22 protein-coding genes, 1 tRNA gene and 2 rRNA genes are annotated in these 24,676 nt (G+C 39.3%); 23 read left to right on the top strand and 2 right to left on the bottom strand.

The features are described from left to right. From GWI68_RS06460 to GWI68_RS06490, 7 genes are all read left to right on the top strand, one after another. Positions 1-1,169 (top strand): 23S ribosomal RNA (locus tag GWI68_RS06460); the annotation flags it as partial. Positions 1,170-1,285: 116 nt separating this feature from the next. Next, a 5S ribosomal RNA gene (rrf, locus tag GWI68_RS06465) occupies positions 1,286-1,401 on the top strand. A 51-nt stretch (positions 1,402-1,452) separates the two neighbouring features. Further along, positions 1,453-1,529: transfer RNA gene (locus GWI68_RS06470), tRNA-Asp, on the top strand. 217 nt (positions 1,530-1,746) lie between these two features. Further along, positions 1,747-2,532, top strand: coding sequence for an endonuclease/exonuclease/phosphatase family protein (locus GWI68_RS06475; protein ID WP_166539740.1), 786 nt, complete (start codon positions 1,747-1,749; stop codon positions 2,530-2,532). Positions 2,533-2,715: 183 nt separating this feature from the next. Next, positions 2,716-3,909: an FAD/NAD(P)-binding oxidoreductase gene (locus GWI68_RS06480; protein WP_166539741.1), complete on the top strand. Its 1,194-nt coding sequence runs from the start codon at positions 2,716-2,718 to the stop codon at positions 3,907-3,909. An 11-nt stretch (positions 3,910-3,920) separates the two neighbouring features. Then, positions 3,921-4,319, top strand: a complete 399-nt coding sequence (locus tag GWI68_RS06485; RefSeq protein WP_109409738.1) for a hypothetical protein — start codon at positions 3,921-3,923, stop codon at positions 4,317-4,319. Between the two features lie 19 nt (positions 4,320-4,338). Further along, complete coding sequence (locus tag GWI68_RS06490) at positions 4,339-5,520, top strand: methionine gamma-lyase (RefSeq protein ID WP_166539742.1); 1,182 nt, start codon at positions 4,339-4,341, stop codon at positions 5,518-5,520. Between the two features lie 94 nt (positions 5,521-5,614). Here GWI68_RS06490 and GWI68_RS06495 read toward each other — a convergent pair whose 3' ends face one another. Further along, a complete protein-coding gene (locus tag GWI68_RS06495; protein WP_109409740.1) occupies positions 5,615-6,982 on the bottom strand; it encodes an amino acid permease in 1,368 nt (455 codons plus the stop codon). 166 nt (positions 6,983-7,148) lie between these two features. On the opposite strand from GWI68_RS06495, the gene queE reads away from it, so the two are divergent. Further along, positions 7,149-7,820: a 7-carboxy-7-deazaguanine synthase QueE gene (queE, locus tag GWI68_RS06500; protein ID WP_166539743.1), complete on the top strand. Its 672-nt coding sequence runs from the start codon at positions 7,149-7,151 to the stop codon at positions 7,818-7,820. A gap of 81 nt (positions 7,821-7,901) precedes the next feature. On the opposite strand, the gene queD is transcribed toward queE, so the two are convergent. Continuing rightward, positions 7,902-8,264, bottom strand: coding sequence for a 6-carboxytetrahydropterin synthase QueD (queD, locus tag GWI68_RS06505; protein ID WP_198622798.1), 363 nt, complete (start codon positions 8,262-8,264; stop codon positions 7,902-7,904). 301 nt (positions 8,265-8,565) lie between these two features. On the opposite strand from queD, the gene cysJ reads away from it, so the two are divergent. The 15 genes from cysJ to rpoS all read left to right on the top strand — a co-directional run bounded on the left by cysJ (position 8,566) and on the right by rpoS (position 24,673). Beyond that, positions 8,566-10,377, top strand: a complete 1,812-nt coding sequence (gene cysJ / locus GWI68_RS06510; RefSeq protein ID WP_166539745.1) for an NADPH-dependent assimilatory sulfite reductase flavoprotein subunit — start codon at positions 8,566-8,568, stop codon at positions 10,375-10,377. Continuing rightward, positions 10,378-12,108, top strand: coding sequence for an assimilatory sulfite reductase (NADPH) hemoprotein subunit (cysI, locus tag GWI68_RS06515; RefSeq protein ID WP_166539746.1), 1,731 nt, complete (start codon positions 10,378-10,380; stop codon positions 12,106-12,108). Continuing rightward, positions 12,105-12,836: a phosphoadenylyl-sulfate reductase gene (locus tag GWI68_RS06520; RefSeq protein WP_166539747.1), complete on the top strand. Its 732-nt coding sequence runs from the start codon at positions 12,105-12,107 to the stop codon at positions 12,834-12,836. Before cysI ends, GWI68_RS06520 begins: the two co-directional genes overlap by 4 nt. A 205-nt stretch (positions 12,837-13,041) precedes the next feature. Beyond that, entirely contained in the window at positions 13,042-14,466 is a 1,425-nt protein-coding gene (gene cysG / locus GWI68_RS06525; RefSeq protein ID WP_166539748.1) for a siroheme synthase CysG, read from the top strand. 11 nt (positions 14,467-14,477) lie between these two features. Further along, positions 14,478-15,386, top strand: a complete 909-nt coding sequence (gene cysD, locus GWI68_RS06530) for a sulfate adenylyltransferase subunit CysD (RefSeq protein WP_109409747.1) — start codon at positions 14,478-14,480, stop codon at positions 15,384-15,386. Positions 15,387-15,397: 11 nt separating this feature from the next. After that, entirely contained in the window at positions 15,398-16,849 is a 1,452-nt protein-coding gene (cysN, locus tag GWI68_RS06535) for a sulfate adenylyltransferase subunit CysN (RefSeq protein WP_109409748.1), read from the top strand. Positions 16,850-16,851: 2 nt separating this feature from the next. Next, entirely contained in the window at positions 16,852-17,463 is a 612-nt protein-coding gene (gene cysC / locus GWI68_RS06540; protein WP_166539749.1) for an adenylyl-sulfate kinase, read from the top strand. A gap of 289 nt (positions 17,464-17,752) precedes the next feature. Further along, complete coding sequence (ftsB, locus tag GWI68_RS06545) at positions 17,753-18,043, top strand: cell division protein FtsB (RefSeq protein ID WP_072070183.1); 291 nt, start codon at positions 17,753-17,755, stop codon at positions 18,041-18,043. Positions 18,044-18,082: 39 nt separating this feature from the next. Then, positions 18,083-18,832 carry a 2-C-methyl-D-erythritol 4-phosphate cytidylyltransferase gene (gene ispD, locus GWI68_RS06550; RefSeq protein ID WP_166539750.1) on the top strand — a complete coding sequence of 250 codons (750 nt, stop codon included), beginning with the start codon at positions 18,083-18,085 and terminating at the stop codon, positions 18,830-18,832. A 1-nt stretch (position 18,833) separates the two neighbouring features. Continuing rightward, entirely contained in the window at positions 18,834-19,319 is a 486-nt protein-coding gene (gene ispF, locus GWI68_RS06555; protein ID WP_109409751.1) for a 2-C-methyl-D-erythritol 2,4-cyclodiphosphate synthase, read from the top strand. Continuing rightward, entirely contained in the window at positions 19,316-20,368 is a 1,053-nt protein-coding gene (gene truD / locus GWI68_RS06560; protein WP_109409752.1) for a tRNA pseudouridine(13) synthase TruD, read from the top strand. Before ispF ends, truD begins: the two co-directional genes overlap by 4 nt. Beyond that, positions 20,346-21,110, top strand: coding sequence for a 5'/3'-nucleotidase SurE (gene surE, locus GWI68_RS06565; RefSeq protein ID WP_109409753.1), 765 nt, complete (start codon positions 20,346-20,348; stop codon positions 21,108-21,110). Before truD ends, surE begins: the two co-directional genes overlap by 23 nt. Next, positions 21,104-21,730, top strand: a complete 627-nt coding sequence (locus GWI68_RS06570; RefSeq protein ID WP_072070178.1) for a protein-L-isoaspartate(D-aspartate) O-methyltransferase — start codon at positions 21,104-21,106, stop codon at positions 21,728-21,730. The genes surE and GWI68_RS06570 overlap by 7 nt, the downstream gene beginning before the upstream one ends. 153 nt (positions 21,731-21,883) lie before the next feature. After that, positions 21,884-23,002 carry a murein hydrolase activator NlpD gene (gene nlpD, locus GWI68_RS06575; RefSeq protein ID WP_109409754.1) on the top strand — a complete coding sequence of 373 codons (1,119 nt, stop codon included), beginning with the start codon at positions 21,884-21,886 and terminating at the stop codon, positions 23,000-23,002. A gap of 687 nt (positions 23,003-23,689) precedes the next feature. Next, a complete protein-coding gene (gene rpoS / locus GWI68_RS06580) occupies positions 23,690-24,673 on the top strand; it encodes an RNA polymerase sigma factor RpoS (RefSeq protein WP_023582671.1) in 984 nt (327 codons plus the stop codon). Positions 24,674-24,676: the final 3 nt, after the last annotated feature.

The following is a 24,676-nucleotide window of genomic DNA, read 5'->3' on the forward strand; positions in this document are numbered from 1 at the left end:
GAGCCGAAGCCAGTCGAAGATACCAGCTGGCTGCAACTGTTTATTAAAAACACAGCACTGTGCAAACACGAAAGTGGACGTATACGGTGTGACGCCTGCCCGGTGCTGGAAGGTTAATTGATGGGGTTATCCTTAGGGAGAAGCTCTTGATCGAAGCCCCAGTAAACGGCGGCCGTAACTATAACGGTCCTAAGGTAGCGAAATTCCTTGTCGGGTAAGTTCCGACCTGCACGAATGGCGTAATGATGGCCAGGCTGTCTCCACCCGAGACTCAGTGAAATTGAACTCGCTGTGAAGATGCAGTGTACCCGCGGCAAGACGGAAAGACCCCGTGAACCTTTACTATAGCTTGACACTGAACATTGAGCCTTGATGTGTAGGATAGGTGGGAGACTATGAAATGTGGACGCCAGTCTGCATGGAGTCAACCTTGAAATACCACCCTTTAACGTTTGATGTTCTAACCTAGGTCCATAATCTGGATCGGGGACCGTGTCTGGTGGGTAGTTTGACTGGGGCGGTCTCCTCCTAAAGAGTAACGGAGGAGCACGAAGGTTGGCTAAGCATGGTCGGACATCATGCGGTTAGTGCAAAGGCATAAGCCAGCTTGACTGTGAGAGTGACGGCTCGAGCAGGTACGAAAGTAGGTCTTAGTGATCCGGTGGTTCTGAATGGAAGGGCCATCGCTCAACGGATAAAAGGTACTCCGGGGATAACAGGCTGATACCGCCCAAGAGTTCATATCGACGGCGGTGTTTGGCACCTCGATGTCGGCTCATCACATCCTGGGGCTGAAGTAGGTCCCAAGGGTATGGCTGTTCGCCATTTAAAGTGGTACGCGAGCTGGGTTTAGAACGTCGTGAGACAGTTCGGTCCCTATCTGCCGTGGGCGTTGGAAGATTGAGAGGGGTTGCTCCTAGTACGAGAGGACCGGAGTGAACGCACCACTGGTGTTCGGGTTGTCATGCCAATGGCATTGCCCGGTAGCTAAGTGCGGAAGAGATAACCGCTGAAAGCATCTAAGCGGGAAACTTGCCTCGAGATGAGTCTTCCCTGTCACCTTGAGTGACCTAAAGGAACGTTTAAGACTAAGACGTTGATAGGCTGGGTGTGTAAGCGTAGCGATACGTTGAGCTAACCAGTACTAATGAACCGTGAGGCTTAACCTGACAACACCGAAGGTGTTTTGTCTGAGAGACAAAAAGTAGATGAAGTAAGCTTGTTTAAGATTGAAATTGCTGGTTATGACGAGAAATCGGAGTAACGGGTGATTAAACAGAATTTGCTTGGCGGCCATAGCGCAACGGTCCCACCTGATCCCATGCCGAACTCAGAAGTGAAACGTTGTAGCGCCGATGGTAGTGTGGGGTCTCCCCATGTGAGAGTAGGGAACTGCCAGGCATTAAATTAAAGCATTAGTGTTGGAAAACATTAATCGCGAAAAGAATACGCGGAGCGGTAGTTCAGTTGGTTAGAATACCTGCCTGTCACGCAGGGGGTCGCGGGTTCGAGTCCCGTCCGTTCCGCCAACATTAAGAAACCTAAGTCTAATGACTTAGGTTTTTTTTTGCTTAAAATTTAAGAATAAACAGACATTAAATCTCTAAAATTAAGTAAAAATAACTAATTTATATAAAAATAATTACTTTTGTTGATTATGGTGTCCTTTTAAAAGATGAGGGTAGTGCTAGGCTTTGGTATACTTAAGTTATAGCAAGAAATCTTGCTGCTTATCTGAGGTTGTTAATGGCGAAGAAACCGACTTATTCAGTACGTTTTGTGGCAGGTCAACCTGTAGAAAGGATTGAACCAAGCCCGCCTTTAAGTGAAAGAAAGGATACGTTACCTATTGGAATGCCTCTTTATACAGAAGGCACGCTAAAAATTGCAGTTTGGAATATCTATAAACAGCAACGACCCAATTGGCGCAATATGTTAGAGATCTTATCAACCGATACGCATTTACTTTTATTGCAAGAGGCTCAAACTACGCCTGAACTTGTTCGTTTTGCAGGAACCCATCATTTAATCGCAGATCAAGTACCTGCCTTAGCTTTTCAGCAACATCCAGCGGGGGTAATGACTTTATCAAGTTCTCATCCTATCTATTGTTGTCCTTTAAGAGAAAAAGAACCTTTTCTACGTTTATCAAAATCAGCATTAATTACGGTATATCCGCTGATCACGGGTGATCATCTAATGGTGATTAATGTGCATGCGATTAATTTTAGTTTTGGTGTTGATGTGTATCAGCGTCAATTAAGTAATTTATCTGTTCATATCATGCATCATAAAGGCCCTATTATTCTTGCAGGTGATTTTAATGCATGGAGTCGTCCTAGAGTGAATGTATTAAAGCGTTTTGCGAGAAGGTTAAGACTTAAAGAGGTTATTTTTGATAATGATTGTCGTACTAAAGCATTTGGTAAACCGTTAGATTATATTTTCTATCGCGGATTATCGCTAAATAATGCAGAAGTGCTGATCACTGATGCTTCAGATCATCATCCTTTAATTGCAACATTTTATTAGTGAGTGATGATAACGATAGTTAATATTAAATTTAAATATTTAAATTCGATATGATTATAACGATTATCAATTAGAATAATTATTTTAAAGATAGTTTATTTATCTATTTAATCTATTTGTTATATTAATGCCTTTTACTATACTTTTTTTGTCTATCTAATATCACTAGATATAGGAAATAAAATGCCAACAAAAAATATAGTTATTATTGGCGGTGGTACCGGCGGAACTATTCTTGCTAATATCCTGGCTAAAAAATTAAATGAAGAAATATTTTCAAATAAAATTAAAATAACACTTATTTCAGATAACCCTCATCATTATTACAAGCCTGCATTTATGTATATTGCATTTAATCTTTTTTTAAAAGAAGAGTTAATGCGATCAGAAAGAAGTTTATTAAGACCTGAAATTGAATTTGTTATAGATAAAGCTGAGCGTTTTGACTTTAACAATAAAGTTATCTATTGCGAGTCCAAGAAAAAATATAATTATGATTTCTTAGTTTTGGCAACTGGCTGTGTTCCTAGCCCTCATAGAATTGAAGGTTTAAAAGAAGCAGGTAGTCATTTTTATCAATATGAAGCAGCAAGAGCGCTCGCTGATAAACTTGCGACAATTGAAAAAGGGCGTGTATTTATTACAGTGAGTTTTCCTGAAACGCCGAATGTGCCTCATCAATGTGGTATTGCTCCAATGGAAACAACCTTGATGCTTGATGAACTATTACGTCAACGTCGAGTAAGAAGCAATATTGAAATTGTTTATACCTATCCTACAGTTGCTCAACTTTTAAGAAACTGTTTGTTTATGCAACAAGAGGTTTGCGAAGTCCTTCCTGCGGTATTTTCAGAGCGCGATATTAAAGCTAAACGTGGATTTACATTAAGCCATGTTGATCCAGATAAAAAGATAGCTTACTCAAAAGAGGGTGAAGCAGAGCCGTTTGATATTCTGATGAGTACTCCGCCAATTACTGCGGTTGAAGCTATTCGTAACACGGGTTTAAGTGAACATAATAACGGTGAGGGGTGGTTACCTACAGATCCTGAAACATTACAAGTTTATGGATTAAACCAAGTTTATGTTATTGGTGATACCGTTGATTTACCGATCAGTAAAGCCGGTGGTAGCTGTCATAACCAAGCCGGTGTAATTGCTAATAATATCTGTGGTGAACTGCGCTATGGTTATCCTGCCACTATTTATGATGGTCGAGTACAAGCCGTTGCACAAATGGGGCTATCAGCAGGAATGCCATTACAATATGACTATAAGCACGACGTAATACCTACACCACCAACAAAGTTAGGGGGACTATTACGTAATAGTTATAACAGAGGTTTATATTGGGCAACAGTTAGAGGATTATTATAGGGGATACAATAATGAGTGAAAATAATTTAAGCCCAGCAGATATTCAACTGTTAACGGATGAAGATAAATTACATCTTCAACATTTATTAGAAAAAGCAAGACCATTATTAGCATTAAAGCGGTTTGATAATATCGTCGATTTATTATCTTTAATATCAGATTCAATAGATATTATGGATAACGCAACGGTTGAAAAACTGTCTGTCGCATTTGAAGAAACATTAATTCCAGTATGGGAGTTAAGTGCCGCTTATAATATGGCAAAGAAAGAATCTATTTATCAAGATAAAAAATATACTTTAGGATCAACTTTTGCATTATTAAGAAATCCTGATACGCTTAAAGGAATTTCTATTATTCTAAGAACAGTTCAAATTATCGGGGAAAATAACCAACGAATAGAAAACTAATTAATAATTAGGAGATGTAATGACGCAAGGTAATAAACATTTTAATACTCAAGCAATACATTATGGTTATTCTCCGTTAGACTCTCAGGGGGCGTTAGTGCCTCCTGTTTTTCAAACGTCTACTTTTGTTTTTCCGACGGCTCAATATGGAGCTGATTGTTTTGCAGGGCGGCAAAAAGGACATTTTTATTCACGGATTTCTAATCCTACATTAGATTTATTAGAAAAACGTTTAGCACAATTAGAAGATGGTGAAGGTGCAGTTGTTTTTTCTTCAGGAATGGGCGCGATTACATCAACCTGTTGGTCGTTACTTCAGCCTGGTGATGAATTGATTGCAGATATGACACTTTATGGATGTACTTTTACTTTTTTTAATCATGGGCTTGCCAAGTTTGGCATTAAAATAAAACACGTTGATTTAACTAATCTAAAAAAACTGAAAGAAGCGATTACTGAGAAAACAAAAATAATTTTTTTTGAAACTCCTGCTAATCCTAATATGCGTGTCAGTGATATAGCAAACATATCAGAAATAGCTCATCAGCATAATATTTTAGTGATAGTGGATAGCACTTACTGTTCACCTTATTTACAACAACCCTTAAAACTTGGTGCAGATATTGTTGTGCATTCTATGACCAAATACTTATCAGGCCATGGCGATGTGACTGCGGGTGCAATTATTACTACACATGAATTAACCAATAAAATACGTGTTGAGGGTTTAAAGGATATGACAGGGGCTTGTTTGTCTCCTCACGATGCCTCGTTAATATTACGAGGTATAAAAACGTTAGGCATAAGAATGGAGCAGATCTGCGAAAATGCACAACGTATAGCACAATACCTTGAAGATAATCCTAAAGTCGAAACTATTTATTATCCTGGGCTGACTTCTTTTCCTCAATATGAACTAGCCAAACGTCAAATGCGGTTAGCTGGAGGTATGATAGCTATTGAGTTAAAAGGAGGCATTAAAGCAGGTAGAGAGTTTCTCAATCGCTTAAATCTTTTTAGTCGAGCTGTGAGCTTAGGAGACTGCGAATCTTTAGCTCAACATCCAGCGACAATGACTCATGCTACTTATAGTGTAGAAGAACGGCAAAGACATGGCATTAGTGACGGTTTGGTTCGTTTATCAATTGGCCTAGAAGATGTGGATGATTTAATTGCAGATCTAGAACAAGCACTGGCTTAGTAACAATCGCTATTATGTAATAAAGAAAAAGGCTGTGAAATTATCCACAGCCTTTATTGCCCAACTTAAATATTGGTTAACTCAGAAATATGATTTATTTCTGGTTCATTCTTGGTTTGATACCCACATAGTAGCCGATAGTTAAAATCGCTACCCATACCATACCCACAATCAATGCCATTCTAGTTGATTCAAAATACCCTAAGATTGCGATAACAAACGCCATAAAGACGATAGTTAGTGCTGGTGCAACAGGCCATAGTGGTACTGGGAATTTAAGTGTTTTTACTTCTTCAGCGCTCATCTTACGACGCATAGCGACTTGTGAAAGTAAAATCATTAACCAAACCCAAACTGTTGCAAATGTCGCAATAGAGGCAATTAAAACAAAGATTTGCTCTGGAATAAGATAATTAAGCACTACGCCAAGTAACAGTACCACTGACATTACTAGTACTGTCATCCAAGGCACGCCATTACGGGTAAGCTTCATAAAGGATTTAGGTGCTTGCCCTTCTTGAGCCATACCGTACATCATACGACCTGCCCCAAAGATATCACTATTAATTGCAGAAATTGCGGCTGTAATAACCACAAGGTTTAAGATATTTGCAGCTGAATTGATCCCTAGATTTGAGAAAATCTGTACAAATGGGCTACCGTTATGGCCGATTTGTTGCCAAGGGAAAATACACATTAGAATAAATATTGTTAGAACATAGAATAATAAGATACGAAACGGTACAGCATTGATAGCTTTAGGAATGGTTTTCTCAGGATCTTTAGCTTCACTGGCAGTAATACCAATGACTTCAATCCCACCAAATGCAAACATCACAATGGCAAGCGAGGCGATAACCCCTTCAATACCATTTGGCATAAAACCACCAAACTCCCATAAGTTAGAGATACCAATAGGATGCTCAGTTTGTTGGCCAAAGCCATACATCATAATAACAACACCACCAATGATCATTGCGATAATAGCAGTGACTTTAACAATAGAAAGCCAAAACTCCATTTCCCCAAATATCTTCACATGGCAAAGGTTTAAGGCACCAATAAAGCAAACTATGCCTAATACCCATATCCATTGATCGACATCAGGGAACCAAAGTTTCATATAAAAACCGAATGCTGTGACGTCAGCTAGACAAACAATCAGCATTTCAAAAACGTAGTTCCAACCGGTTAAGAAGCCTGCTAAAGGTCCCATATAATGGCTAGCATATTGTGAGAAAGAGCCCGCAACAGGATGATGAACGGCCATTTCCCCTAATGCACGCATAACCATAAATACCGCAGCACCACCGATAAGGTAAGCCAATAATACTGCGGGACCTGCTTTTTCAATGGCTGCAGCTGAGCCATAAAATAGACCTGTCCCGATCGCAGAGCCTAGCGCCATGAAACGAATGTGCCGCCCTGATAATCCTCGTGAAAGTTGATTCTCTTTTTGCATCTAAAGTATTCCCATCTCTGTCCAACGGAGGAACTCTATCCTCTTTTTCAGTGTCTTCTCGCACGTTAGCTATTCAAAACAAACCATGTACCTTATCATAAAGCCTCTTACGGTGAGATAGTTATCTGTAATAATCATCAGCATTCATTGGATATCAGAGTTTCTTATGCAATACCCCATTAATGAAGTGTTTCAAACCTTACAGGGTGAAGGTGTTTTTACTGGCGTTCCTGCGCTTTTCGTTCGATTACAAGGTTGCCCAGTCGGCTGTAGTTGGTGTGATACGAAGCATACTTGGGAAAAAGAGGGCGAAAAAAAAGTTCCTCTTGGTGATATCCCGATTAAAACGCAAGAAAGCGATACTTGGGGCGAAGCCAGTGTTGCTGAAATTTTATCACTTTTTCAGCAACAAGGTTATAGTGCAAAACACGTTGTTATCACGGGAGGGGAACCTTGTTTATATGATTTGCGTCCTTTAACGCAAGGGTTAGAGCAAGCGGGTTTTGCCTGCCAGATAGAAACCAGCGGTACTCATGACATTCTATGTAGTGAAAAAACATGGGTCACACTCTCACCTAAAGTGGGAATGCGAGGCGGTTTTAGTGTTTTATCAAACGCTATCAATCGTGCTAATGAAATAAAACATCCTGTTGGACGTGAAAAAGATATTGAAGCGTTGGATACATTATTGGCATTACGCACAGAACAACCTGCACCTGTTGTTGCTTTACAGCCCATTAGTTGTAAAGAGAGTGCAACTGCATTATGTATTAAAACTTGTATTGAACGTAATTGGCGTTTCTCAATGCAAACGCATAAGTATTTAAATATTGCGTGATCAGATTTTTAATATGAAAAAAATCAGCCAATAAAAGGCTGATTTTCTTTTAGGTGATAACGGTTTAATCTTAATACAGAGCTATTCACCGCGATAAATACATCCTGCTGTACACGTCTCTTTCACCATTACCGCAGATAATAATGGTAATACTGGTTTTACTTGCTGCCAAATCCATTTTGCGAGCACTTCGCTGGTCGGATTTTCAAGGCCTTCAATTTCGTTAAGATAGTAGTGATCAAGACGCTCAAGAGTGGGTTTAAATGCGGCTTTAACATCAGCAAAATCAATAAGCCAACCTGACTGTGTATCAACTTCACCTGTTAGCTCTAATCGAACCAAAAAGGAGTGTCCGTGCAGGCGCCCGCATTTGTGGCCTTCAGGAACATGCGGTAAATGGTGGGCGGCTTCAAACTGAAAATCTTTAAAGATGGTGGTTGTCATCAAAACTCTCTTGACTTAATTAGTAAAAAAAAGACACAAATAGAACGAAGTCTACCAGTGTAGCCGATTTAGCGTATCACGCCTAATCTCCCTTAATCTTAATGACTTGTTATGTTCCTTTTTGCTTATTAATTTTATTGGTAAAGGAAACCGATAAATAAATTTAGCATTTAAGGTTATTAGATAGAGCCAACAGGTCTTTAATTCACCTTCTAGTCGTGAGATACCCTCTCAATATTAGAAATATTATCAAAGAACAATAAAGCACAGATAAGTGCATCGCTTTTTTAAGGCAGGATAAATGAGCAATCAACCCCCATTATTATCAATGCTTCCATTAACACCAGAGCAATTGAATAAATTACAGGATGCAACAAAAGATCTCTCAACAGCGCAAATTGCGTGGTTATCTGGGTATTTATGGGGGCAATTGGATCATGCTGGCGTACCCGTGCCAACAGCGGTTGTTTCACCACAAGTTCCTGAACAAGAGACTATTACATTAATCTCTGCTTCTCAGACTGGTAATGCCCGCCATCTGACAGAACAATTACGAGATAATCTAGTTGCTCATAAATTGAATGTTGAGTTGTACTCTGCCAGTGAATATAAATTTAAGCAGATCCATAAAGCGACAACTTTAATTATTATTGCATCTACACAAGGAGAGGGTGAGCCTCCAGAAGAAGCGATTGCTTTCTATAAATATCTGCACTCTAAAAAAGCAGCTGAAATGAAGGAAACGTCTTATGCGGTATTCAGTTTAGGCGATACTTCTTACGAACATTTCTGCAAGGCAGGCAAAGACTTTGATGAAAGAATTGCCCAACTTGGTGCAATGCGCTTATTACCTAGAGTTGATGCTGATGTTGAATATCAGGCCATTGCGGATGAATGGATAAAACAGCTTACAGAAATCTTAAAAGTAAAAGTACCTGCACAGAGTACGCAAGTATTACAGCAAACGCAGTCAGGTACGACAGATACGATAGAAACTTCTATTTATCATCGTGATGCGCCTTTTACTGCCACATTACTGACTAATCAAAAAATCACAGGTCGAAATTCAGATAGAGATATTCGCCATATTGAAATCAGTCTTGAAGGTTCTGATTTGCAATATCAACCCGGTGATGCACTGGGTGTTTGGTTTAATAACTCGCCTGAAAAAGTCGATGAACTTATCACGTTATTGTGGCTAAAAGGTGATGAACCTGTCACGTTAAAATCTCAAACATTCACCTTAAAAGAAGCCTTATTACATCATTGTGAATTGACTCAAAATAGCGCGCCTATCGTCAAGGCCTATGCGCAACTTACACGCCATGAAGATTTATTGTCACTTATTGCTGATAAAACAAAGCTTCAGCAATATGCACAAAAACACCCTATTAATGAGATGGTGCGCCAATATTGTGCTCAGCCAACGGCACAAGGTTTTGTGGATATTTTACGTCCTCTTACTCCTCGCCTTTACTCTATTGCATCATCACAACAAGAAGTGGAAGACGAAGTACACCTTACATTAGGCGTTGTGCGTTATGACGTAAACTCGCGTGCGTATACTGGTGGAGCTTCTGGCTTTTTAGCGGATAACTTGAAAGAAGGCGATACCGTCAATGTTTTTATTGAAAAGAATGAACATTTTCGCTTACCAAACAATAACGATGCACCCGTGATTATGATTGGGCCAGGTACAGGTATTGCACCTTTTAGAGCCTTTATGCAACAGCGTGAAAATGACGGTGCAACAGGTAAAAACTGGTTATTTTTCGGTAACCCTCATTTTGTTGAAGATTTTCTCTATCAAGTGGAATGGCAACGTTATGTCAAAAGCGGCCTGTTAACCCATATTGATTTAGCATGGTCACGAGATCAAGCACATAAAATTTATGTACAAGATAAATTACGTGAACGTGGTAGTGATATTTGGCAATGGTTACAACAAGGCGCTTATCTTTATGTCTGTGGTGATGCATCACATATGGCAAAAGATGTTGAACAAGCGTTGTTAGATATTGTGATGGAGTATGGCAATAAAAATAGTGAAGCAGCAGATGAATATTTAAGTGAGCTACGTCTAGAACGGCGTTATCAGAGGGATGTCTATTAAATGAAATCACATACTCAAGCGCCCTTAGTGGTTGAAGGGAAACTGGCTGATAGTGAACGCATGAAAAAAGAGAGTCATTTTTTACGCGGTACTATTACAGAAGACTTACAAAATGGTTTAACGGGTGGGTTTGAAGGCGATAACTTTCTATTGATCCGCTTTCATGGCATGTATCAACAAGATGACAGAGATATTCGTGCAGAACGTGCGGAGCAAATGTTAGAGCCTCGCCATGCGATGATGTTACGTTGTCGTTTACCTGGTGGTATTATCTCACCTAAACAGTGGCTTAGCATTGATCAGTTTGCGACAGAAAATACACTTTACGGCAGTATTCGAATTACTAACCGCCAAACTTTTCAATTTCATGGCATTTTAAAGGGTAATGTAAAACCTGCCCATCAAATGTTAGCCGCCACAGGACTTGATTCTCTAGCAACAGCGAATGATGTTAACCGTAATGTCTTATGTACTTCAAATCCAGTGCAATCTTCATTACATCAAGAAGCGTATGAGTGGGCAAAAAAAATATCAGAGCATTTATTACCACGCACTCATGCATATGCTGAAATTTGGTTAGACAAAGAAAAAGTTGCAACAACAGATGAAGAGCCTATTTTAGGAGAAACCTATTTACCGCGGAAATTTAAAACCTCGGTGGTGATCCCGCCTCATAATGATGTCGATCTTCATGCTAATGATATGAATTTTATTGCAATTGCTGAAAATGGGCGTCTTGTCGGGTTTAATGTACTGGTGGGGGGCGGTCTTGCGATGACTCATGGTGATAAGAATACCTTTCCTCGCTTAGCCAGTGAATTTGGCTATATCCCTATTGAAAAAACCTTAGCAATTGCTGAGGCGATTGTGACGACCCAGCGTGATTGGGGAAATCGTACTGAACGTAAAAATGCAAAAACAAAATACACATTAGAACGTGTTGGAATAGAAACATTTAAGCAGGAAGTTGAACGTCGCTCAGGTGTTATTTTTGATGCTATTCGACCTTATGAATTTACACATAGAGGCGATCAAATTGGTTGGTTAAAAGGTGTTGATGATAAATGGCATCTTACTTTATTTATTGAAAGTGGTCGATTGATTGATAAGCCTGATGCTCCATTGAAAACGGGTGTGGCTGAAATTGCTAAAATTCATCAAGGTGATTTTCGTCTTACTGCCAATCAAAATTTGATTGTGGCGGGTGTACCTGAAAATGAAAAAGCAAATGTTGAAGCTATTGCTCGTCGATATGGATTAATTGATGACAAGGTGACCCCACTGCGTGAACATGCAATGGCCTGTGTCTCTTTTCCAACTTGCCCATTGGCAATGGCTGAAGCAGAGCGTTTTTTACCCTCATTCACCGACACACTTGATAGCTTAATGACAAAACATGGCGTCAGTGATGAGCACATTGTTGTGCGCGTAACTGGATGCCCGAACGGTTGTGGTCGCGCTATGTTGGCAGAAGTGGGACTGGTGGGGAAAGCCCCCGATCGTTATAACCTACATTTAGGCGGTAATCGTATTGGTACACGCATACCTAGAATGTATCGTGAAAATATTACCTCGCAAGAAATTATAGCAATACTTGATTCATTGATTGGTGATTGGGCCATTTCTCGCCATAACAATGAAGGGTTTGGTGATTTCCTTATTCGTACCGATGTTGTTAAACCTGTACTCAATTCTGCCGTGGATTTTTATGAAGTGCAGGAGGCGGTATGAATATATTTCAGCTTGAACAACTAAGGTTATTATCGATAGAAGAACAACAAAAAACGTTAGCTGAAATTAATCAAAAACTTGAGCAACTTACCGCTATTGAACGTATTACTTGGGCTTTAACACATTTGCCTAAAGCTTATGTATTAAGCTCTAGTTTTGGTATTCAGTCTGCAGTCTGTTTGCATTTAATTACAAGGCAATATCCTGATATTCCTGTGATTTTGACAGATACGGGTTATTTGTTTCCTGATACTTATCAGTTTATTGATACATTGACTCAACAGTTACAACTTAATTTAAAGGTGTATCGAGCTGAAATATCTTCATCTTGGCAAGAAGCCCGTTACGGCAAACTTTGGTTAGAAGGCATTGAGGGGATTGAACGTTATAACCAAATAAACAAAGTTGAGCCGATGGAGAGAGCATTAAAAACGTTACAGGCTCAAACATGGTTTGCAGGTCTTCGCCGACAACAATCTAAAAGCCGTGAGCATTTACCAGTGCTTTCAATCTCAAAAGGGATCTTTAAGTTTTTACCGATAGTAGATTGGGATAATAAGCAAATTCATCAGTATCTTAAAGAAAATGATTTACCTTATCACCCCTTATGGGAGCAAGGTTATCTCTCTGTGGGTGATACTCATACAACCCGAAAATGGGAAGAAGGTATGAGTGAAGAAGAAACTCGTTTTTTTGGCTTAAAACGTGAGTGTGGGTTACACGAATAACGCCATTATTTATCAATAAAATAATTAGGGTAATAGTTCAATCTATTGCCCTATTTGTCGTTTTGAAAAAAATAACTCATTGAAATTATTTTATTTTTCCTTATTCCTTTCTGTTCCATCACATAGCTTTTTGTCATTTCATAAGCCCTAAAGCACCTTTTATAGTCGTTACTCATAAAGTGAACAATGAAGGTGAGATACGCGTATGGATTACCTACCCTTATTTGTGGAATTAAAAGAACGCCCGGTGTTATTGGTGGGTGGTGGTCATGTTGCCGCGCGTAAAGCTTTGCTGTTATTAAGAGCAGGTGCTCAATTAAAAGTGATAGCTCCTCAATTATGTGACGAATTACATCTTGCTTATCAGCAAGATAAAATTGAATGGGTGTCAGCAAAATATCAACCTGAACATCTATTAGGAATGATGCTGGTTATTGTAGCTACAGATGACAGTATACTTAATCAACAAGTTTATCTTGATGCACAAGCACGACATATTTTTGTCAATGTTGTGGATTCACAGCCTCAATGCTCATTTATCTTTCCTGCCATTATTGACAGAAACCCTATTTTGATTGCGATTTCCTCGGCGGGAAAAGCGCCTGTTTTAGTTCGTATGATACGTGAGAAGTTAGAAGCTTTATTGCCAAGTTCATTAGGCACAATGGCGACAATTGCAGGAAAATGGCGCCATAAAGTGAAACAACACTTAGATACTTTTCAAGCGCGTTGTCGTTTTTGGGAACAAGCCTTTGGTGGTAAATTTGCCACTTTAGTGGCGAGTGATCAATTGGTTCAAGCCGAGTCCCAACTTGAACAACAATTAAAACAAAAAGAAAGCCAACAAGGTGAACTCGCATTAGTTGGGGCAGGCCCTGGTGATGCAGGTTTATTAACATTGCGTGGTTTACAGGTTATTCAACAAGCTGAAGTCGTCCTTTATGACAGTTTAGTAAGCCCAGAAGTTTTAGAACTGGTACGACGCGATGCTGACACTATTTGTGTGGGCAAAAGAGCTGGACATCACAGTGTTTCTCAAGAGGAAACAAATGCACTGATTGTGAAATATGCGCAATTAGGTAAACGAGTTGTTCGGTTAAAAGGGGGAGATCCCTTTATTTTTGGACGTGGTGGCGAAGAAATCGAAATTGCTATCGCGCATGGTATTGCGTTTCAGGTTGTACCAGGAGTCACCGCTGCCAGCGGAGCAAGTGCTTATGCTGGGATACCGTTAACTCACCGACAATATGCTCAAAGTGTCACTTTTATGACAGGACATTGTAAAGCTGATGGAATAGAACCAGATTGGGCATCGTTAGCGCAAGCTAATCACACACTCGCTATTTATATGGGAACGACAAAAGCAGAACTGATTAGTCAGCGTTTAATCAAACTCGGACGTTCTCCATTAACACCTATCGCTGTTATTAGTTGTGGCACACGCCGTGATCAGCAAGTTTTCACGGGTGATTTAACGCAATTAGCGCAATTGGCAGAAAAAGCGCCCACTCCGGCTCTATTAATTGTAGGAGAGGTGGCTGCATTGCACCATCAACTTGCGTGGTTTGGCGATAGACACGCTTATCCGTCTTTACCTTCGCACCATTCATCTTTGGTTCATTTTGCCTAAACGAGGTTGTTATGAATGAAACACAGTTAACGCATCTCCAGCAATTAGAAGCAGAAAGTATTTATATTCTGCGTGAAGTAGTCGCTGAATTTGCAAATCCCGTCATGCTTTATTCAATAGGCAAAGATTCCTCGGTGATGTTGCATTTAGCACGCAAGGCATTTTATCCCGCTAAATTACCTTTTCCTTTGCTACATGTTGATACTGGCTGGAAATTTCGAGAAATGTATGATTTTCGAGATAAAACAGCTAAAGAGTATGGTTTTGATCTTAAGGTTTATCGCAATCCACAAGGTGAAGAGCTTGGAATTAATCCGTTTATTCATGGTAGTGCAAAACATACGGATATCATGAAAACAGAAGGGTTAAAACAAGCTTTAGACAAATATGGTTTTGATGCGGCATTTGGTGGCGCTCGTCGTGATGAAGAAAAATCACGAGCCAAAGAACGTATTTATTCATTTAGAGATAGATCTCATCGTTGGGATCCAAAAAATCAACGACCTGAATTATGGAAAAACTATAACGGCCAAATTAATAAAGGTGAAAGTATTCGAGTATTTCCATTATCTAACTGGACTGAACTCGATATTTGGCAATATATCTATTTAGAAAATATCGATATTGTTCCTCTTTATTTTGCAAAAAATAGACCTGTTATTGAGCGTGATGGCACATTAATTATGGTTGATGACGACAGAATTGATCTTAAGCCGGGTGAAGTTATCACTCAGCAACAAGTGAGATTTAGAACTTTAGGATGCTGGCCATTAACAGGAGCCATTCCTTCACAAGCCGAAACGCTACCTGCCATTATTGAGGAAATGCTGATTTCCACCAGCAGTGAACGACAAGGGCGTTTAATTGATAGTGATCAGTCCGCTTCAATGGAGCTGAAAAAACGTCAAGGTTACTTTTAATTGGAGGATATATGGGACTTGCAGTCGTGAAAACAAATCAACTTATTGCTGGTGAGATTGCACATTTTGGTGGCGTGGAAAGCTATCTTAAAATGCAACAAAACAAAGGGTTATTACGATTTTTAACCTGTGGTGATGTTGATGATGGTAAAAGCACATTAATAGGGCGTTTGCTTCATGATACAAGGCAGATCTACGAAGATCAGCTTTCTACATTACAAACGGAAAGTAAAAAAATAGGTACTCAAGGTGAAAAGCTCGATCTGGCTTTGCTGGTGGATGGATTAGCAGCGGAAAGGGAGCAAGGGATCACGATTGATGTTGCTTATCGTTATTTTTCAACGGCAAAACGCAAATTTATTATTGCTGATACACCTGGACATGCGCAATATACCCGTAATATGGCGACAGGTGCATCAACCAGTACACTTTCTATTCTGCTGATCGACTCTCGTAAAGGCGTACAAGAGCAAACGCGACGTCACAGTTTTATCAGCACACTTTTGGGGATACGCCATCTGATTGTGGCGATTAACAAAATGGATCTAGTGGATCACCAACAAGCTATTTTTGACTCGATCAAACAAGATTATCTTAAATTTGCCGATCAACTTCCTACAGATCTAACCATTGAATTTGTACCTATCTCTGCGCTTGATGGTGATAATGTCGTTTTACCTTCCTTGAATATGCCTTGGTATCAAGGGAAAACTTTGATTTCACTATTAGAAGACGCACCAGTTAAATTGGGATCATCTACACAATCGCTACGTTTCCCAGTGCAATATGTAAATCGCCCTGATCTAGATTTTAGAGGATACAGTGGCACGATTTCTTCTGGTGTTATTTACCAAGGACAACAAATCAAAGTATTACCTTCGGGGCAACGTTCTACTATCAAACGTATTGTTACTTTTGATGGTGATTTAACCCAAGCGAGTGCGGGACAAGCTATTACACTTGTTTTAACTGATGAAATTGATATTAGTCGTGGAGATATTATTGTTGATAGTAGTGATACAACTGCCAATATTAGCACTCATGCATTGATAGATGTGGTATGGATGTCAGAGCAACCCTTAGTTCAAGGGCATATACTTGATATCAAGATTGCAGGCAAAAAGAGTCGAGCAAAAATAGAGAATATTCATTATCAAGTAGATGTGAATAAGCTTACTCAACAAGTTACAGATAATTTAAGTTTAAATGCAATAGGTAGTGTTGAAGTCTCATTCGAAGAGCCTTTGGTGCTTGATAACTATCAAGCCAATGCCGATATGGGAGGGCTTATTTTTATTGATAGGTTAAGCAATGTCACGGTAGGGGCGGGGCTTATTCGAGAAACTCGCAATACGCCTATACAAACTACGACACAATACGATGCTTTTGAAGTTGAGCTTAATCAGCTTATCCGTCGTCATTTTCCGCATTGGGGAGCAAGAGATCTTCTTGGAGGAAAATAAAGATGATAAGTGAAGATATTGTCTGGCATTCGCATAAAATTGGATTAAACGATCGTGAATCACAGCAAGCACACAAAGGATGTGTGCTTTGGTTTACTGGATTATCCGGATCGGGTAAATCCACGCTTGCTGATGCATTAGAGCAAGCACTTTATCAACACTCCGATTCGCCAATTCACACCTATTTATTAGATGGCGATAATTTACGCCATGGATTATGCCGTGATCTTGGGTTTAGCGAAGAAGATCGACATGAAAACATCCGCCGTGTGGGTGAAGTCGCTAAATTGATGGTAGATGCGGGGCTTATTGTCTTAACTGCTTTTATTTCACCTTATCGAGAAGATAGGCAACAGGTTAGACGTCATTTTGAGCAAGGTCGATTTATTGAGATCTTTGTCGATACTCCCCTTCATATTTGTGAGGATCGTGATCCGAAAGGGCTTTATCAAAAGGCAAGACGCGGTGAAATAAAACAATTTTCAGGTATTGATTCACCTTATGAACGCCCTGTTGATCCTGAATTACATTTAGATGGTACACTCTCTATTAATAAACTTACTCAGCAAATTCTCACTTACCTACAGCAACATCAAATCTACCGTGAGTTTTGAAGTAAAATTCAATTATCTCTACACAAATACCCTATGAAAGTAGGGATGTGTAGAGTTATCAATGTGTTATATGTATAAAACACATTTATCATCTCATCTGCTTAAATATCATTAAGTCTTTTCATCTGAAATGGATTTATTTATCAATTAAGCCCTAATCTGAATATTATAAAAGTGCCCCACGTTTATAGTGAGCTGAATACAAATAATAATGTAATATATTCCAGCGCTTTTGTGGCGTCTGTGGTTGAGTTGTGGGATGATTAGCCCATTAATCTTGGGGGTGGTAATGGGGAAATTAACAGTCTTACTTCTGATTTTACTTGGTTGGCTACAATATTCATTGTGGTTAGGTAAAAATGGTATCCATGATTACAACAAAGTAAGTCAAGAAGTTGAATCTGCATTGGCGCAAAATACGCAGTTAAAAGAGCGTAATGATCGTCTATTTGCAGAGATCGATGACCTCAATGGCGGGCAAGAAGCGTTAGAAGAGCGCGCTCGTAGTGAATTAGGGATGATTAAGCCTAATGAGACCTTCTTCCGTATTGTGAATGATAAGTCTCAACCACGTCGTTAATTTATTGAATTAATAGTGTGTCCTGATACAAATACCATAATGAATATAACAAACTCTACTCTTCCTATTGTTGCCGTTATTCCGGCTGCTGGTATCGGAAGTCGAATGCAATCAATCTGCCCAAAACAATATTTGAAGATTGGTGGATTGACTATTCTTGAACATACCATTAATGCTTTATTAAAACACCCACGCATAATGAAAATTATTGTGGCAATTAGCCCGGATGATCATTATTTTCAAGCTTTGCCTTTAGCTCAAGATGAAAGGATCATTACAGTTAATGGCGGAGGGGAGCGTGCGGACTCCGTATTATCGGGTTTAGAGTACGTCACTCAGCATTTTTCTGATAAGACTTGGGCTCTTGTCCACGATGCAGCGAGGCCTTGCTTGCATTTTGGCGACCTTGATCATCTTATTAAATTAATTGATGAAAACTTTTCAGATCCACAGTTTTGCGGTGGTATTCTTGCAACTCCTGTACGTGATACGATGAAACGTAGCCATCAACAAGATAATCATATTGAACAAACAGTAGAGAGAACAACACTATGGCATGCTTTAACGCCACAGTTCTTTCCAGCCTTGTTATTAAAACAAAATATAGAAAATGCACTCTCAGAAAAAGCAACTATTACTGATGAAGCATCAGCAATGGAATATGCTGGATATGAACCTCTATTAGTGAAAGGGCGTGCAGACAATATCAAAGTAACTCAGCCAGAAGATTTGGCGCTTGCAGAGTTTTTTCTTTCACGCCAAATCACCAATATAAGGAACACACAATAAAATGAGAATTGGACACGGTTACGACGTACATAAATTTGGTGGTGAAGGTCCTATTATTATTGGCGGCGTCAGAGTTCCTTATGAACAAGGCTTATTAGCTCACTCTGATGGTGATGTTGTATTACATGCGGTAACTGACGCTATTTTAGGCGCAGTGGCAATGGGGGATATTGGTACATTGTTCCCTGATACTGATCCGGCATATAAAGGTGCTGATAGTCGAGTATTACTTCGTGAAGCATTTTCACGCGTAAGAGCCAAAGGTTACCGAATTGGTAACTTGGATGTCACTATTATTGCTCAAGCTCCTAAAATGTTACCTCATACACCACAAATGCGTGTCAATATTGCAGAAGATCTTCATTGTCATATTGATGATATTAATGTGAAAGCAACAACAACTGAAAAACTTGGATTTGTGGGTAGAAAAGAAGGTATTGCCTGTGAAGCGGTTGTTTTATTAATAAAAGAGTCATTACCTGAATGAGTGAATTACCAGAACTCCATTGGTTACATGGAAAACCACAAGCAACAGGTTTATTGAAGTCAATTCCTGAAGATTTTATTGTCTGTGAAGATCTTGGTTTCACCCTCGATGGTGAAGGTGAGCATGTCATGGTGAAAGTCAGGAAAACAGGATGTAACACCGCTTTTGTTGCTGAAAAACTGGCAAAATTTGTGGGGATTCACCCTAAAGATGCAAGCTATGCTGGACTAAAAGACAGAAATGCTGTCACTGAACAATGGTTTTGTCTGCGCATGCCGGGTAAAGAGATGCCCGACTTCAGCCAGTTTATTTTAGAAGGTTGTGAAATTTTAGAAACAACTCGCCAACAACGTAAATTACGTATAGGAACACTAAAAGGTAATCACTTTACATTGGTGTTGAGAGAAATTTCAGACCGTACCTTTGTTGATGCACGATTAGCTCAAATTAAAGCTAAAGGTATTCCCAACTATTTTGGTATTCAACGATTTGGGCGTAATGGTGAAAACTTACGCCAAGCGATGCGTTGGGCAACCGATGAAATTCGAGTTAAAGAGCGTGGTAAACGCAGTTTTTATCTTTCAGCAGCACGCAGTGCCATGTTCAATCATCTTGTCAGTAAAAGATTAGAGTGTGATTTATATTCAAAAGTAATACTCGGTGATGCAATGCAACTTCATGGACGAGGCAGTTGGTTTGTTGTCGATGAAGCTGAACTCACTTCAACACAAACTCGCTATGAAGAACATGATGTTCATATTACCGCACCTTTACCGGGCAAGGGTGACTTAGGTACACAAGCACAAGCATTGGATTTTGAAACTGAAAATCTGGCAGAATATGAAACATTATGGTCATTGGCCCGACAAGAGCGTGTTGATAATACAAGGCGTGCTATCAATGTGTTACCAGAAAATATGTCATGGAATTGGGTAGACGACACCACTGTTTCTCTGTCATTCTTTTTACCCGCAGGAAGCTTTGCAACTAGCGTTGTACGCGAATTAATTTTATTAGGGAATGATGATGCTGAAAATATTGGTGAGTAATGACGATGGTGTGATGGCGAAAGGGATACAGACCCTCGCTAAAGCATTACGCCAGCGCTATGATGTACAAATTGTTGCACCTGATCGTAATCGTAGTGCTGCCTCTAACTCTTTAACTATTGATCGGCCATTACGCAAGCAAGAGCTGGAAAATGGCGATATCGCTATTGTTGAAGGAACACCAACAGATTGTGTTTATCTTGGTGTAAATCATTTAGTGCGTCCTCGTCCTGATATTGTGGTTTCTGGTATTAATCATGGCCCTAATTTAGGTGATGATGTTATTTATTCAGGTACTGTGGCTGCAGCAACGGAAGGGCGTTTTTTAGGTTTACCTGCGATTGCTGTCTCATTAGACGGTGAAACGCACTTTGAGACAGCGGCTCAAGTAACTTGTGACGTGCTGGCAATGTTACAACAAGTACCTTTAAGAGCCGGGAATATTCTCAATATTAATGTGCCAGATATTCCACTAAATGAAGTAAAAGGGTTTCGTATCACACGTTGTGGGAGTCGTCATGCTTCACAGCACGTTTATACTCACACTGATCCTAGAGGGAATAGCCTTTATTGGATTGGGCCTCCAGGCGAAAAAAACGATGTAGGCCCTGATACAGATTTTGCTGCTGTTGACGAAGGTTATGTGTCGATTACACCTTTACATGTCGATTTAACAGCATACAAGGCACTAGATTTACTACAAAATTGGTTAAATAAAGCAGAGGTCAAAAAAACATGTTAAGTCGGTCAATGAAAGACTTACTGACAATGTTAAAGCAGCATGGTATCAAGGATGAAAGCCTGCTGGAAGCAATGAGTAAAGTACCCAGAGAGCTCTTTATTGACGAAGCGCTCTCTCATAAGGCTTATGAAAATACGGCTTTACCTATTGGTAATGGCCAAACTATTTCACAACCTTATATTGTTGCTAAAATGACAACGCTACTAGAATTACAAAGTACAGATTCTGTTTTAGAAATTGGAACAGGATCAGGGTATCAAACGGCCGTTTTAGCAAATTTAGTCCATCATGTCAGCTCTGTTGAGCGTATAAAGATATTGCAATGGCAAGCTAAACGACGTTTTAAGCATCTTGATTTACATAATATTTCTACACGTCATGGTGATGGATGGGAAGGGTGGTCATCAAAAGCGCCTTTTAATGCCATAATAGTGACAGCATGTGCAACAGAAGTACCACAACAGTTATTGATGCAATTAGCTGATGGTGGCAGGATGATAATACCTGTAGGCGAACAGCAACAAATACTGAAGTTTATCCGACGTTTAGGTAATGATTTTCACTATCAATCTATAGAAGCAGTTAGGTTTGTTCCTTTAATTTCAGGTGAGTTAGCATAACTTCCAGATAAATCTGACCGCTTTTTATTACTGCTTTTTAATAGCTTGTCGTAATCTGCACTAATAAATGAAACATTTTCAAAAAATTGCAGTCTTTTTGTTTAACTCGACAAATTGCTAGACGCTAATGCCTTTTTAAAGGGAGAAGGAAGTATGAATTCAGAAAGCCCAATTAAGCATGTCCGCTGGGCAATCATGTGTTCGGTAATTGGATTTGCATTAACAGGCTGTGCAGACACACCTTATCGTCCTGCACCCATTACCTCTGTAAATGATAGCTCTTCAAATAACACGGTTTCAACTGCGCCTGTGATGACTAACAGTAATGCGACACCGGTTGAAAGAACGACCCCTTTACAATCGTCACCTCCTCCTTCAATTAAGGTGAATAGTGCTTCATCTAATGGAGGCACACATCAGCCCCAAAATCAGCCTCGTCCACAAACATCAGTAGCGACTCAAAATGTGAGTACAGATGGTACTGGTCGCATTGTGTATAACCGTAATTATGACAGTATTCCTAAAGGGAATTACAGCGGTAATACCTATACAGTAAAACGTGGAGATACCATGTTCTATATCGCGTGGATAACAGATAGCGATGTAAAAGAGCTGGCATCAATGAATAATATTCCAGAGCCTTACAGTTTAAATGTGGGGCAGGTGCTGAATATTGGTAACCGTCAAGTCAATACGGGAACCAATACAAATGTGAACACATCCGTTATCAATCAACCAAGTAGTGCTGGTGTTCAAACAGCTCAAACGAAACCGACAAATAACACGTCAATGGGGCCATTGATCACTAAACCGGCAACAACAACACCGAAAACAACGACTCCGCCACCAACTACCAACACGAATACCACAACGGCAGCAACACCGGCACCAACAGCGGTTTCTGGTAAATGGATTTGGCCAGCACAAGGTAAGATAATCGAAAGTTATTCAAGTGCACCAGGAGGCAATAAAGGTATCGATATTGGTGGTACTAAAGGCTCTCCAATAGTTGCAACGGCGGCTGGTAAAGTAGTTTATGCCGGTAGCGCATTACGTGGTTATGGTAACCTTGTTATCATTAAGCATAATGATGAATATCTCAGTGCATATGCGCATAACGATACCATTTTGGTGCGTGAGCAACAAAATGTAAATGCAGGTCAGCAAATTGCGACGATGGGTAGCTCAGGAACAAGCTCTGTCCGACTTCACTTTGAGATCCGTTATAAAGAAAAATCACTTAACCCAATGAGCTATTTACCTAAAAAATAAATAAGTGATTTTTAACTCGTATTGTGAATAATCCTAAAGTTAAGCCCTCTCTTTTATAACAAAGAGAGGGCTTTTTGTTATCTGTAATTAATTAAAATATTGAAAAAAAATACATTTTAACTAAGTAAAACTGCTTAATTAAAGATAAGTAAAAATGAGAGGTCGATATAAAATTATAGATAACGTTAAATTAGACGGTTGATTCTCAACCAATGAATGCGTATGCTAAAAAATGTTATATAAAAAATGAATAAAGATTCGTCATTGCTAAAGGATGAACTATAAAATAACCCCTTGTTTGAAAGGGTGTTTTCTTTATTAGATTATCTTTTTAATAATAGTAAATAATAAAAATTATTTGGTATTACTTTATTATTCTGGATTTTTATTTATTTTTTTAGATACAAATAGTTACAGCTAGCGCATTAAATGAAGTAATTTTACGTATAGATAAATATACGTAAATATAATAAAAAAACTGTTAATAACCTGCACTCAATAGCTAAGTTATATATTGAATAAAGAAAGATAAAATTAACAGTAAAATAGATTATGTTATCTTTTATTTTGTAATTCGTTACAAGGGAAAATCAGTAAACCCGTTGTGTCGTGACACAGCGATAAACTGGTAAATAGACTTTAATATCAAACGTCGTTTACCTAAATTATCAAGGGTAGGAGCAGCTGATGAGCCAAAGTACGCTAAGAGTAGACGAGTTATATACAGATGAAATTGAAGAGAACATGGAAGAGTTCGATGAAGTTGCTGCAAAAGAAGCAGAAAATGAGTCTGATGCTCAAGACGAAATTGAACTTATTGAAGGAGTCAATCAGCGTGCGCTCGATGCAACTCAGCTTTATTTAGGAGAAATTGGTTATTCTCCGTTGCTGACCGCTGAGGAAGAAGTTTTTTTTGCCCGTAGAGCGTTACGTGGCGACATTCCTTCAAGACAACGAATGATAGAAAGTAATCTTCGTTTAGTTGTTAAGATATCTCGTCGTTATACAAACCGAGGTCTTGCCCTGCTTGATTTGATTGAAGAAGGGAATTTGGGACTGATCCGTGCAGTTGAAAAATTCGATCCTGAAAAAGGTTTTCGTTTTTCAACTTATGCGACATGGTGGATACGTCAAACCATAGAACGTGCCATTATGAATCAAACTCGTACCATTCGTCTGCCCATTCATATCGTTAAAGAGCTGAATGTTTATTTAAGAACTGCGAGAGAACTAGCACACAAGCTTGATCATGAGCCTAGTGTTGAAGAAATTGCGCAAACACTTGATAAACCAGTTGAAGATGTGAGTAAGATGTTGCGTTTAAATGAACGTATTACTTCTGTTGATACCCCAATTGGGGGCGATTCAGATAAAGCCTTACTCGATATTATCTCTGACGAAAATGAAGAAGGGCCTGAGGCGACAATTCAAAATAATAACCTCAAGGAAAATATCATAAAGTGGTTATTTGAATTAAATCCTAAGCAACGTGAAGTACTAGCACGCCGTTTTGGATTATTAGGCTACGAGGCTGAAACTTTAGAAGATGTTGGTAGAGAAATTGGTCTGACAAGAGAAAGAGTTCGTCAAATCCAAGTTGAAGGATTACGCCGACTAAAAGACATTCTGCAAAGTCAGGGATTATGTATTGAAGCTCTTTTCAAAGCATAACTA

The organism is Proteus sp. G2669 (genome assembly GCF_009915245.1).
In the GTDB taxonomy this organism is placed as follows: Bacteria; Pseudomonadota; Gammaproteobacteria; order Enterobacterales; family Enterobacteriaceae; genus Proteus.

Excerpts from the sequence above, each read along its gene's own strand:
- GWI68_RS06475 (WP_166539740.1), top strand. The coding sequence starts at position 1,747 with ATGGCGAAGAAACCGACTTATTCAGTACGTTTTGTGGCAGGTCAACCT.
- GWI68_RS06480 (WP_166539741.1), top strand. The coding sequence starts at position 2,716 with ATGCCAACAAAAAATATAGTTATTATTGGCGGTGGTACCGGCGGAACT.
- GWI68_RS06485 (WP_109409738.1), top strand. The coding sequence starts at position 3,921 with ATGAGTGAAAATAATTTAAGCCCAGCAGATATTCAACTGTTAACGGAT.
- GWI68_RS06490 (WP_166539742.1), top strand. The coding sequence starts at position 4,339 with ATGACGCAAGGTAATAAACATTTTAATACTCAAGCAATACATTATGGT.
- GWI68_RS06495 (WP_109409740.1), bottom strand. The coding sequence starts at position 6,982 with ATGCAAAAAGAGAATCAACTTTCACGAGGATTATCAGGGCGGCACATT.
- queE (WP_166539743.1), top strand. The coding sequence starts at position 7,149 with ATGCAATACCCCATTAATGAAGTGTTTCAAACCTTACAGGGTGAAGGT.
- queD (WP_198622798.1), bottom strand. The coding sequence starts at position 8,264 with ATGACAACCACCATCTTTAAAGATTTTCAGTTTGAAGCCGCCCACCAT.
- cysJ (WP_166539745.1), top strand. The coding sequence starts at position 8,566 with ATGAGCAATCAACCCCCATTATTATCAATGCTTCCATTAACACCAGAG.
- cysI (WP_166539746.1), top strand. The coding sequence starts at position 10,378 with ATGAAATCACATACTCAAGCGCCCTTAGTGGTTGAAGGGAAACTGGCT.
- GWI68_RS06520 (WP_166539747.1), top strand. The coding sequence starts at position 12,105 with ATGAATATATTTCAGCTTGAACAACTAAGGTTATTATCGATAGAAGAA.
- cysG (WP_166539748.1), top strand. The coding sequence starts at position 13,042 with ATGGATTACCTACCCTTATTTGTGGAATTAAAAGAACGCCCGGTGTTA.
- cysD (WP_109409747.1), top strand. The coding sequence starts at position 14,478 with ATGAATGAAACACAGTTAACGCATCTCCAGCAATTAGAAGCAGAAAGT.
- cysN (WP_109409748.1), top strand. The coding sequence starts at position 15,398 with ATGGGACTTGCAGTCGTGAAAACAAATCAACTTATTGCTGGTGAGATT.
- cysC (WP_166539749.1), top strand. The coding sequence starts at position 16,852 with ATGATAAGTGAAGATATTGTCTGGCATTCGCATAAAATTGGATTAAAC.
- ftsB (WP_072070183.1), top strand. The coding sequence starts at position 17,753 with ATGGGGAAATTAACAGTCTTACTTCTGATTTTACTTGGTTGGCTACAA.
- ispD (WP_166539750.1), top strand. The coding sequence starts at position 18,083 with ATGAATATAACAAACTCTACTCTTCCTATTGTTGCCGTTATTCCGGCT.
- ispF (WP_109409751.1), top strand. The coding sequence starts at position 18,834 with ATGAGAATTGGACACGGTTACGACGTACATAAATTTGGTGGTGAAGGT.
- truD (WP_109409752.1), top strand. The coding sequence starts at position 19,316 with ATGAGTGAATTACCAGAACTCCATTGGTTACATGGAAAACCACAAGCA.
- surE (WP_109409753.1), top strand. The coding sequence starts at position 20,346 with ATGCTGAAAATATTGGTGAGTAATGACGATGGTGTGATGGCGAAAGGG.
- GWI68_RS06570 (WP_072070178.1), top strand. The coding sequence starts at position 21,104 with ATGTTAAGTCGGTCAATGAAAGACTTACTGACAATGTTAAAGCAGCAT.
- nlpD (WP_109409754.1), top strand. The coding sequence starts at position 21,884 with ATGAATTCAGAAAGCCCAATTAAGCATGTCCGCTGGGCAATCATGTGT.
- rpoS (WP_023582671.1), top strand. The coding sequence starts at position 23,690 with ATGAGCCAAAGTACGCTAAGAGTAGACGAGTTATATACAGATGAAATT.